The sequence below is a fragment of the Lonsdalea britannica genome (genome assembly GCF_946477055.1).
GTDB lineage: Bacteria > Pseudomonadota > Gammaproteobacteria > Enterobacterales > Enterobacteriaceae > Lonsdalea > Lonsdalea britannica_A.
This window is the reverse complement of sequence record NZ_CAMKXG010000110.1, coordinates 1-10949: the sequence shown is the minus strand read 5'-3', so window position 1 is coordinate 10949 and position 10949 is coordinate 1. Positions and strand designations below refer to the sequence as shown.

Genomic DNA, 10949 nt, shown 5'->3' with positions numbered 1-10949 from the left:
CAGACCATAAAGGCGATTAGCCCGGATCCAGCGGTCGGCGATAATCCCCGCCAGCCCCGGAAAGACCAGTGAGGCCAGCCCTTTTGCGCTATAGGCCATTCCGACCTGCACGCCGGTAAAGTGCAGCGTGTTGATCATGTAAGAGCCCAGCGTGACCAGCCAGCAGCCCCAGATAAAGTACTGCAAAAAGAACATCGTCTTAAGACGCAGCGAGATCGAAAATACGTTCGACATGATGACTCTTCCTTCTTTCCCTGGCAGCGTTCGCGTTGATTACCCGGCTAAGATGATGAGGCGACCCGCCCTATCGTCAGACAACACGCTCGTATCAACGCGGCCGCTGCACCAGCCTCAGGCGGCGCGCGTTTTGAAAAATTCGCGGATCAGCCGCATGAAATCCCCGGAGGCCAACGCCGCACAACGTAACGTCTGCTCGTGCGACAGCACCGTATCGGACATCCCCTCGGCATAGTTCGTCATTGCAGACACCGCGAGGACTTTTAGTCCGCAGTGGCGCGCGGCCAATACCTCGGGCACGACCGACATTCCCACCACGTCGCATCCCACCAGCTTCATCATGCGAATTTCCGCCGGGGTTTCGAAATTGGGCCCGGTGTACCCGGCAAACACACCTTCGGCGAGATCGATACCCAAGTGGGCGGCGACCTTATACAGCTCGCCTCGCAGCTCGCTGTCATAGGCATTGGCCAGGCTAAAGAAACGCGGTCCAAAGCGCTCGTCATTCTCCCCCACCAACGGCGATTCCGGCATAAAGTTGATATGGTCGGTCAGCGCCACCAGCCGCCCGGGTGCAACCGACTGACGTAGCGATCCCGCCGCGCTGGTCACCAGCAAAAACTCGCAGCCCAATAGCCGGAACGTCCGCACCGCAGTCGTCATCACCGTCATCCCGCGCCCTTCGTAGTAATGACCACGGCCCTTCATGCACAACGCCGGGACGCCTTCCAGATAACCGGCCACCAGCTTGCCCGCATGGCCTTCCACGCTGCTGACCGGAAATCCCGGCAGTTCGGCATAGTCGAATTCGGTGATGTCGGTCATGGAATCGGCCAGTTCGCCGAGCCCGGAGCCAAGGATCAGCGCCGCTTCCGGCTGAAAATCAGGGAGTTTTTGACGAATAAGGGTCGCGCAGGTGATGGCATCTTCGGGGTTGAACATAGCAGTTCCTTGTCTAGAGAAAGGCCGCGGGATCGGGCCTGACGTCGAAAGCCCAATCGCGGTCGTCCCTATAGGCAGGCCGTTCGGCTTAACGACGAAAAGAGATTTTCATATTAAGAACTTTTTCTGCGGACACTAATAGCAAAAGCTTATTAATATACGATGCGACGGGTCGCCGACATTCGCACAGGACTGGCGAGCGACAGCGCGCCATCCTATGATGTCCCGCAGTCTGCCAACGACGTGTTCCCGCACCGTCGGGAACGCGTTGGACGCTCACGGCGATACTCGCCGCGGCGGGAAGTCCCCCACATAACGCATTCATCGTGATAAGGAAGACACAATATGCAGTCCCCCAGCACTTCATTGGACGAAGCCACAGGCGGCCATCACGCCGGTCTCGATCTCACCGCGCGGATTAACCGGCTACCCTCTACCGCCGGGCTTTGGCGTTTTATCGCCTTGCTTTCGCTCGGGGGATTTTTCGAGCTGTATGATCTCTTTCAGACGGCGTACATCAGCAGTGGGCTGGTCGCCGAGCATATCTTTCATGTAGGCAAAGAGGGCCTGTTCCATATCACCGATCAGGCCAGCTTCGCGTCGGCGACGTTTTTAGGCCTGTTCGTCGGCGCCAGCCTCCTGGCGCCGTGGGCCGATAGGCTGGGCCGCAAAATGACCTTCATGTACGCGCTGGCCTGGTACGGCGCGCTGTCTTTCGTGATGGCGATGCAGAGCACCGCAGAAGGCGTCATTCTGTGCCGCTTTCTGGTCGGTATCGGGCTGGGTATTGAGCTGGTGACCATCGACGCCTATCTCAGCGAATGGATGCCGACCTATCTGCGTAGCAAGGCGTTTGCCTTCGCCTTCTTTATCCAGTTTCTTTCGGTGCCGACGGTGGCCCTGATGTCCTGGTGGCTGGTGCCTCATACCTTTTTCGGGATCAGCGGCTGGCGCTGGGTAGTTATTGCGGGCGCGGCCTGCTCCGTCTTGATCTGGGTGCTACGCAAAAATCTGCCCGAGTCCGCCCGTTGGCTGGCGCAGCAAGGCCGTCATGACGACGCCCATCAGGTGTTGTGCGACATGGAGCGACGGTGCGGCATGACGGCACAGAGCCAGTATGTGTATACGGAGAATGCGTCGCAGGAAGCGGCTCCGCGCGGCCGATTCCGCGATATCTGGGCACCGGAATATCGCCAGCGTACGCTGATGCTGGTCGCCATGAATTTCTTCCAATCCATTGGATTCTTTGGCTTTGGCAACTGGCTGCCGTCACTGCTGTCCGGACAGGGGGCGGGGATCACTCAAAGCTTGTTCTACGCCTTTTTCATCACGCTGGCGTATCCGATCGGCTGCCTGTTGTGCAGCCTGTATGTCGGCCGCTTCGAGCATAAGTGGCAGATCGTCGGCTCGTGTCTGATGACCGTGGTGTTCGGCCTGCTGTTCACCCAGCAGACGCACCCGCTGCTGCTCATCGCCTGCGGCTTCCTCATCACCTACTCCAATGCCTGGCTGACGATAGGCTATCACGCTTATCAGGCCGAGATTTTCCCGACGCGCATTCGCGCCCGGGCCGTCGGCTTTTGCTACTCGTTCAGCCGCCTGTCCACCGCCTTCACCAGCATCCTGATCGGCTTGTTGTTGCAGCATGTGGGAAGCGTCAGCGTCGTGATCTTCATCGTGTTCAGTATGCTGATGGTGATGCTGTCGGTAGGCGTCTGGGGACCAAAAACGCGCGGCATTAATCTGGATAACATCTAAAAATATCGGCGGGCGTCCTCGGTTGAGGCGCCCGCCCTTGCATCAGTGTTTAATCATGATGTGACGTACGATCGTGTAATCCTCCAACCCGTACATCGACATGTCCTTGCCGTAACCGGACTGTTTCTGCCCCCCGTGCGGCATTTCGCTGACCAGCATGAAATGCGTATTCACCCAGGTACAGCCGTATTGCAGGCGCGCGCTCAGACGATGCGCCCGGCCGAGATCCTGCGTCCAGACGGAGGAAGCCAGCCCATACGTTGAGCTATTGGCCCACGCCAGCACCTCAGCCTCGTCGTCAAACTCCGTCACGCTGACCACCGGCCCGAACACCTCTTTCTGGACGATTTCGTCATCCTGCAATGCCCCAGCCAGCAGCGTCGGCTGGAAGTAATAGCCCGGCCCCTCGACTTTCGCGCCGCCGGTCACCACCGAAATATGCGGCAGCGCTTTCGCCCGTTCGACGAACCCGGCAACGCGGTCGCGATGTGCGGCGGTAATCAGCGGACCCAGTTCGGTGGTTTCATCCTCCGGCGAGCCTATTTTGAGTGAGACAATCGCCTCGCCCAAAGCCGCCACCAATCGATCATAGATGCCTTTCTGGGCATAGACGCGACAGGCGGCGGTACAGTCCTGCCCGGCGTTGTAGAAGCCGAAGTTGCGGATCGCCTCGACCGCCGCCGGGATATCGGCGTCGTCAAAGACGATCACCGGCGCTTTGCCGCCCAGTTCCATGTGCGTACGTTTTACCGAGGACGACGTATGGCGAATGATGTGCTGTCCGGTCGGAATCGAGCCAGTCAGCGACACCATGCGCACCTTCTCATGGCCGGTCAGGACATCGCCGACCGTCGGTCCGTCGCCGAAGACGACGTTCAGTACGCCGTCAGGCAGAATACCGACCGCCAGTTCAGCCAGTTTCAGCGTCGTCAGCGGCGTCTGCTCTGAAGGTTTAATGACGGCGCAGTTGCCTGCCGCCAGCGCCGGTCCCAGCTTCCAGGCCGCCATCATCAGCGGATAGTTCCAGGGCGCGATAGAGGCGACGACGCCCAGCGGATCGCGGCGGATCATCGAAGTGTGATCCTCCAGATATTCCCCGCTGGCCATCCCGTTCATACAGCGGCAGGCGCCCGCGAAGTAGCGGAAGACATCCGCTACCGCCGGGATCTCATCGTTCAGCACGGCATGATACGGCTTGCCGCAGTTGAGCGACTCCAAGCGGGAGAACGTCTCAGCGTTCTGTTCGATACAGTCCGCTATTTGCAGCAGATATTCCGCACGCGTTTTCGGCGTGCTCTGTCCCCAGGACGCAAAAGCTCGATCGGCACTCTCCACCGCCAGCGCAACCTGCGCGGGGGACGCCTGAGCGATGTGCGCGATTTCCTCTCCGGTTGCCGGATTATAGACAGGCAGCGTACTGCCTTCACCCGCGACTAAACGTCCGTTGATCACCATTTTTGTCTGCATTATTTGGTCCTCAGTCATTGTTTCGCATCACAGCACGCACGCTATGACGTTCATTTTCAGTGGCCTGCGGGCTATTTGCCGTCGCCGGACACATCCGTCGTTTCTTTTGTGAGATACCAGGCCCCGAGGATCGGGATCATGGTCAATATCATCAGGCACAGCGCCACAACGTTGGTGACCGGCACATCGCGCGGTCGCCCCAGCTGATTCAACAGCCAGATAGGTAAGGTACGTTCGTGCCCTGCGGTAAACGTTGTCACGATAATTTCATCGAACGACAGCGCGAAGGCCAGCATCCCGCCTGCCAGCAGCGCCGTCGCCAGATTGGGGAGAATCACGTAGCGAAAAGTTTGCCAACCGTCGGCGCCCAGATCCATCGACGCCTCAATCAGCGAGTGAGAGATACGCCGGAACCGGGCGATGGCATTGTTGAACACAATCACGATACAAAACGTCGCATGGCCGATAACGATCGTCATCATGCCGGGCTCGATGTCCGCCGCGTGGAAAGCGGCCAGCAGCGCCAGTCCGGTGATAATGCCCGGCAGCGCCAGCGGCAGCATTAACATCAGCGTGATGCTGTTCTTACCGAAGAAGTCCCGACGATACAGCGCAGCGGCGGCCAGCGTGCCCAGCACCAGCGCAATCAGCGTGGAAAAGCAGGCGATCTGTAGCGACAGGCTGACGGACTCGAAAATATCCCGCCGCTCCGCCGCCAGCTGGAACCAACGCAGCGTGAAGCCTTTCGGCGGGAAGCTGAACGCCGCCTCTTCGGTATTGAACGCGTAAACGGCGATGATCAGCAGCGGAATATGCAGAAACAGCAGTCCGCCCCAGGCCGCCAGCCGGAGCGGTAGCGGCGCGCGTTTAGAGTGCATCGAAGGCCCCCAATCGTTTTACCAGAGAGAGATAGATGGCAATCAAGACAATCGGCACCAGCGTGAACGCCGCCGCCATAGGCAGATTGCCGATGGCCCCCTGCTGGGAATAGACCATGTTGCCGATGAAATAACCCGGCGGTCCCACCAGCTGCGGCACGATAAAATCGCCCAACGTGAGTGAGAAGGTGAAGATGGAGCCCGCGGCAATGCCCGGCACCGCCAGCGGCAGGATGACATAGCGAAAGGTCTGCTGCGGCTGAGCGCCTAAATCTTCCGAGGCCTGAATCAGCGACACCGGCAGGCGTTCCAGCGCCGCCTGTATCGGCAGGATCATGAACGGCAGCCAGATATAGACGAACACCAGAAAGCGCCCCAGCCCGGAGGTCGACAACGTGTTTCCGCCGATGCCCGGCAGCAACAGCAGGCTGTGCAAGCCCCCTTCCAGCCCGAGGTGGCGCAGAAACCACTGAATGACCCCATCCCGCGACAACAGCAGCGTCCAGGCATAAGCCTTGACGATGTAGCTGGCCCACATCGGCATCATCACCGCGACATAAAAAAAGGCTTTCTGCTTGCCACGGGTGTAGCGCGCCATGTAATACGCAATCGGGAACGCCAGCATGGCGCTGAACAGCGTGACGCACACCGCCATCACCACCGTGCGCGCGATAATGTCGTAATTCGTTGGGCTGAACAGCGCCGCGATGTTCGCCAGCGTCAGCGTAGGCGATACCGTCATCGTGAAATCGTCAAAGGTATAAAACCCCTGCCACAGCAGCGTCAGTAACGATCCCAGATAGACAGCGCCGAACCACAACAGCGGCGGCGCCAGCAGCAGCGCCAGATAAAAGCCCGGACGACGGTAGAAGAAGTCGAACAGTCGGTGACACGTGCTCCGACGGACGGCGGGAGCCAGGATGTCTGCGGTCGTCATCTCACCCCACCTCCTGCAGCGCGACCATGGCGCTACGCGCCCAACAGGCGGTCAACGGCTGGCCGATCGTCCAGGCGGGCTGGACAGCGATGCGCTGATGGTTGGTTTCGCTCGCCAGCAGACGCTCGCCCGTTTCCAGCATCAGCTCGTAACGGGTCGCCGCGCCCTGATAGTGGATATCCTTAATCTGGGCGGCGACGCGAATATCCCCGGCGATGTCGTCCGGCGCGGAGGACTGCAGGCGAATGTGCTCCGGACGAACGGCGAAACATCCTGCCGCCCCGGTCAGCCGCAGCGCTTGCTCCGACGACAGCACATTGGACGTGCCGACAAACTCCGCCACAAACGGCGTCTTAGGGTTCATGTACAGCTCGCGGGGCGTATCCACCTGCTCGATGCGGCCGTTATTAAAGACCGCCACCCGGTCGGACATCGACAAGGCTTCGCTTTGATCGTGCGTCACGAAAATAAAGGTGATCCCAAGCTGTCGCTGGAGCGTCTTGAGTTCGCCCTGCATTTGTTCGCGCAGTTTGAGATCCAGCGCGCCGAGCGGTTCATCGAGCAGTAACACGCTGGGCTGATTGACCAACGCGCGCGCCAGTGCCACGCGCTGACGCTGCCCGCCGGACAGCTGCGCCGGTTTACGCGCCGCGACAAAACCGAGTGCCACCCGCTCCAGCGCCTCCTGCGCCCGGGCGCGGCGTTCGTTTTTACCGACGCCCTTCACGCGCAGTCCGTAGGCCACGTTGTCCAGCACAGTCATGTGTGGAAACAGCGCATAATCCTGAAAGACGGTGTTCACATCACGCTGATAAGGCGGCAGTCCGCTGGCTTCGCGCCCGTGAATACGGATGGACCCCGAGGAGAGCTGTTCGAAACCGGCGATCAGTCTCAGACAGGTGGTCTTCCCTGACCCGGACGGACCGAGCATGGAAAAAAACTCGCCGTCTTTGATATCGATGGAGACGCGATCCACAGCGCGGACATCCCCAAAGTGTCGGGAAACATCAATAAATTCCACAGCGTTGGACATAATTAACTCCCGGTGGATGGGTTTTATCGTCAGACTTAAAAACCCATCGAAAAAATAAAACAAAAAATGGCAAAAAAAATAACGGAACTCATTGGAATAAAAACCTGAACGGTTAAATCATCAGCCGCGAAATAATGAATTCTGGTTCGTCGACTGAAAGCTCCGTTTTATTTTTTACCCCTCCATTTCATTCAACGTCCGCCCATAATGGCAATGTAATCTTGCGTCCAGCGGCTGTAAGGGACATATTTCCCGCCTTCGGACTGAGGCGTTTTCCAGAATGCAATTTTGTCGAACTGCGTCGCGCCGTTATTTTCACATCCTTCAGCCCCCAGCAGCGCGTTGTCTTTACAGGCGGCAGGCACGGCCGGTACTGAGCCGAACCAGGCGGCTACATCGCCCTGTACTTTGGGCTGCAACGACCAGTTCATCCATTTGTAGGCGCAGACCGGATGTTTGGCGTCCGACGCCAGCATGGTGGTGTCCGCCCACCCGGTGACGCCCTCTTTCGGCAACACGGTGGCAATCGGCTGACCTTCGGTTTTGAGCGCATTCGCCTGATACGGCCAGGCGCTGGAAGCTGCGACGCCTTCATTCTTGAAGTCACTCATCTGCACAGAGGTGTCGTGCCAATAGCGATGAATCAGCGCATGCTGGCTGCGTAACAGCGTCAGCGCCGCCTGATACTGAGGTTCCGTCAGTTGATACGGGTCGGTAATCCCCAGCTCCGGCTGCGTGTTTTTCAGGTACAGCGCGGCATCGGCGATGTAGATCGGTCCGTCGTAAGCCTGCACCCGTCCCTGATTGGTCTTGCCGTCCGGCAATGTCTGCGCAGTGAACACCACCGACCAGCTTTCCGGCGGCGTCGGGAACACCGTCGTGTTGTACATCAGGAGGTTAGGCCCCCATTGATACGGGGTGCCGTAGATTTTGCCGCCGACCGTGTACCACGGTGCGTTGATCAGCCGTGGGTCGAGGCTTTTCCAGTTGGGAATGGCGGCAGGCTCAATCGGTTGAACACGCTTGCCATAGATCAGTCGCAGCGAAGCGTCGCCGGAAGCCGTCACCAGATCGTAGCCGCCCTTCGCCATCAGGCTGACCATTTCGTCTGAGGTCGCGGCGGTTTTGACGTTGACCTGGCAGCTGGTTTCCTGTTCGAACTGCGTGACCCAATCGTAGTTTTTATCGCTTTGACCCCGCTCGATATAACCGGGCCAGGCTACGATATCGAGACGTCCTTCCCCTTGAGCGGATAATTCCGGCGCTGTCGCGTGAGCCATATTCAAGCCACACAAAACGCTCAGGCAAATAGCGGATAATGACATCCTGGCATGATATTTTTCCATACTGATTCCCCGTCAAGATTGGCTTATTCGTGGCACAATAACGCCACAGGTTTTTTATTATCTGTGTCTGCGTTTTATAATAAGAAAATAATATTGCTCGAGCGCGGTCTTAAAATTGTCGTTTGAATTTGGCCATGATGTGCCGCACTACACTGTAATTTTGTAGTGAATAACTGGATAAATCATTACCATAGCCGGAACGCTTTAATCCCCCATGCGGCATTTCGCTGATCAGCGAGAAATGACTGTTAATCCACGTCGTCCCGTATTGCAAACTGGCCGCCACCTGCATGGCGGTATCGATATTTTGCGTCCAGACCGACGACGCCAGCCCATACTCCGACTCGTTTGACCACTGGACTACCTGCTTCAGCGACGTGAATCGGGTAACGCTGACCACCGGGCCGAAAACCTCGCGCTGCACGATTTCGTCGCTTTGCAGGCAACCGGCCAGCAGCGTCGGCGGGTAGTAAAAACCGGGGCCATCCACCCTGCCTGCGCCCGTAATACGTTCGATGTGCGGCTGACTCAGCGCGCGTTCGACGAAGCTGGAAACCCGGTCGCGCTGGCGGGCGCTGATCAGCGGTCCCAGATGGTTGTCTTCGTCTCGCGGCTGCGCCATCCGCAGGCGGGACACCGCGCCGCCTAACGCGTCAACCAACTGTGCATAAATACCCGACTGCGCATATACCCGACAGGCGGAGGTACAGTCCTGCCCCGCGTTGTAGTAGCCCCAGGTGGCTATCGCCTCAACGGCATCATCGATATCCGCGTCGTTGCAGACGATCACCGGGGCTTTGCCCCCCAGCTCCAGATGGGTGCGCTTCACGTTGCTGACGGCGGCGTTCAAAATTCGCTGACCGGTCACAAGATCTCCGGTCACGGACACCATACGCACCCGCGGATGATTAACCAGCGCGCTGCCCGCGCTCTCGCCGCTGCCGGTAATGATATTCAGCACGCCCGGCGGCAGTAGCGTATTCAAGGTAGGCGCCAGCGCCAGTATGGTCAGCGGCGTGTGCTCGGAAGGCTTGAATACGACGGTGTTGCCCGCCGCCAGCGCCGGAGCGATTTTCCAGGCCGCCATCATCAACGGGTAATTCCACGGCGCGATGGAGGCGACGACGCCGAGGGGGTCCCGACGGATCATGGACGTATGTCCGTCCAGATACTCTCCCGCTAACTGCCCTTGCTGGCAGCGCACCGCGCCCGCGAAAAAGCGAAAGACATCGACGGCGGCGGGAAGATCGTCATTGAGCGCCTGATACAGCGGCTTGCCGCAGTTAATGGCTTCCAGCTGCGCCAGCGACGCGGCCTCTTGTTCTATCGCATCAGCGATTCGCAACAAAATAATAGCGCGCTGCGAGGGTGTGGTTCTGGCCCACGCGGGGAAGGCTCGCTGAGCTGCGTCTACCGCCTCGGCGACCTGCGTGGTGGACGTTTCACCAATCCTGGCAACAATCTCTCCACTGGCCGGATTGACGATATCCTGCAATGTGCCATCGCCGTCAATCAACTGCCCATCAATCAAATGCCTGCTGGAAAAGCGGGCGATAAAATCCTCATCCGACATCGCGTTTCCCTGTTTCTAGTGTCGCGCCCCGGAGGGGGATATCCACATAAAACTAACGCCAACGTGGTGTTATAGCGCGTTGAAAACACAATAGGGAAAGTCGATGGGCATCAACCACTATTAATTATTGAAGGCAGCATTCGAATAAATCGAACGCTGCTCCATTTCCATACAGGCTGGATTACGAAATCTTGCGCAGCCCGCTGTTTTCGCGGGCGACGCTGAGAAAGGGGGAAACCAGTTTGGGCCGAGTACTGCCTCGACGCCAGGCCATACCGATTTCTAATGGTTCGATAGGATCGGTCAATTTGCTCGCTTCAATCATATTTCCCTCCAGCGACCAGGCGCGATACGTCATGTCGGGAAGGATAGAAAGCCCCATCCCGGCGGCGACGAGACTCCGCACGGCTTCGGTCGATGTGGTCTTCATGGCAATGTCCGGCGTCAGGCTGGCTTTACTCCAGATATGGCGGGCGTGGATATCCATCTCATCCACATTGAGCTGAATCAGCGGTTCCGTCACCACATCGGCCAGGCTGATGCTCTCGCGCTCCAGCAGCGGATGCAGCGGCGGCAGCCAAAGACGGTACGGCGAATGGCACAGCACTTCCGTCTGCAAAGCATCGCGATCTTCAAGGTTGGAGAGGATCAATACGCCGATGTCGATCTCGCCGCTCACCAGCAGATGTTCGATGTATCTGCGCTCATCCTCCACCACCTGCACCATCACATTGGGATAGGCGTCTTTGAAATGTTTGAGCAGGTCGACGAGAAAGTA

The 10949-nt window shown here is 58.5% G+C and carries 10 protein-coding genes; 1 reads left to right on the top strand and 9 read right to left on the bottom strand.

The window, feature by feature from the left end:
* Positions 1-234, bottom strand: a 234-nt coding sequence (locus Q7O77_RS09280; RefSeq protein ID WP_304166124.1) for an MFS transporter, incomplete at its 3' end; no start/stop codon positions are given.
* 117 nt (positions 235-351) lie between these two features.
* Complete coding sequence (xapA, locus tag Q7O77_RS09275; protein WP_304166121.1) at positions 352-1179, bottom strand: xanthosine phosphorylase; 828 nt, start codon at positions 1177-1179, stop codon at positions 352-354.
* A 345-nt stretch (positions 1180-1524) separates the two neighbouring features.
* Here xapA and Q7O77_RS09270 point away from each other — a divergent pair, with 345 nt between their 5' ends.
* On the top strand, positions 1525-2937 hold the full coding sequence (locus Q7O77_RS09270) for an MFS transporter (RefSeq protein WP_304166119.1): 1413 nt from the start codon (positions 1525-1527) through the stop codon (positions 2935-2937).
* Between the two features lie 42 nt (positions 2938-2979).
* Here Q7O77_RS09270 and patD read toward each other — a convergent pair whose 3' ends face one another.
* The 7 genes from patD to Q7O77_RS09235 all read right to left on the bottom strand — a co-directional run.
* Positions 2980-4404: an aminobutyraldehyde dehydrogenase gene (gene patD / locus Q7O77_RS09265; RefSeq protein ID WP_304166116.1), complete on the bottom strand. Its 1425-nt coding sequence runs from the start codon at positions 4402-4404 to the stop codon at positions 2980-2982.
* A gap of 71 nt (positions 4405-4475) precedes the next feature.
* Positions 4476-5282, bottom strand: coding sequence for an ABC transporter permease (locus Q7O77_RS09260; RefSeq protein WP_304166113.1), 807 nt, complete (start codon positions 5280-5282; stop codon positions 4476-4478).
* Positions 5272-6219 (bottom strand): ABC transporter permease, encoded by a 948-nt coding sequence (locus Q7O77_RS09255; RefSeq protein ID WP_304166110.1) that lies wholly within the window; start codon positions 6217-6219, stop codon positions 5272-5274. The genes Q7O77_RS09260 and Q7O77_RS09255 overlap by 11 nt, the downstream gene beginning before the upstream one ends.
* Position 6220: 1 nt before the next feature.
* A complete protein-coding gene (locus tag Q7O77_RS09250) occupies positions 6221-7252 on the bottom strand; it encodes an ABC transporter ATP-binding protein (protein WP_304166108.1) in 1032 nt (343 codons plus the stop codon).
* Positions 7253-7443: 191 nt separating this feature from the next.
* The gene (gene ydcS / locus Q7O77_RS09245; RefSeq protein ID WP_304166105.1) at positions 7444-8598 is read right to left on the bottom strand and encodes a putative ABC transporter substrate-binding protein YdcS; all 1155 of its coding nucleotides are present in this window, start codon (positions 8596-8598) and stop codon (positions 7444-7446) included.
* Between the two features lie 109 nt (positions 8599-8707).
* On the bottom strand, positions 8708-10171 hold the full coding sequence (locus Q7O77_RS09240; RefSeq protein ID WP_304166102.1) for a gamma-aminobutyraldehyde dehydrogenase: 1464 nt from the start codon (positions 10169-10171) through the stop codon (positions 8708-8710).
* Between the two features lie 181 nt (positions 10172-10352).
* The coding region (locus Q7O77_RS09235; protein WP_304166099.1) for a LysR substrate-binding domain-containing protein at positions 10353-10949 on the bottom strand (597 nt) is incomplete at its 5' end.

Coding starts and splice junctions, on each gene's coding strand:
- xapA (WP_304166121.1), bottom strand. CDS start 1,179: ATGTTCAACCCCGAAGATGCCATCACCTGCGCGACCCTTATTCGTCAA.
- Q7O77_RS09270 (WP_304166119.1), top strand. CDS start 1,525: ATGCAGTCCCCCAGCACTTCATTGGACGAAGCCACAGGCGGCCATCAC.
- patD (WP_304166116.1), bottom strand. CDS start 4,404: ATGCAGACAAAAATGGTGATCAACGGACGTTTAGTCGCGGGTGAAGGC.
- Q7O77_RS09260 (WP_304166113.1), bottom strand. CDS start 5,282: ATGCACTCTAAACGCGCGCCGCTACCGCTCCGGCTGGCGGCCTGGGGC.
- Q7O77_RS09255 (WP_304166110.1), bottom strand. CDS start 6,219: ATGACGACCGCAGACATCCTGGCTCCCGCCGTCCGTCGGAGCACGTGT.
- Q7O77_RS09250 (WP_304166108.1), bottom strand. CDS start 7,252: ATGTCCAACGCTGTGGAATTTATTGATGTTTCCCGACACTTTGGGGAT.
- ydcS (WP_304166105.1), bottom strand. CDS start 8,598: ATGGAAAAATATCATGCCAGGATGTCATTATCCGCTATTTGCCTGAGC.
- Q7O77_RS09240 (WP_304166102.1), bottom strand. CDS start 10,171: ATGTCGGATGAGGATTTTATCGCCCGCTTTTCCAGCAGGCATTTGATT.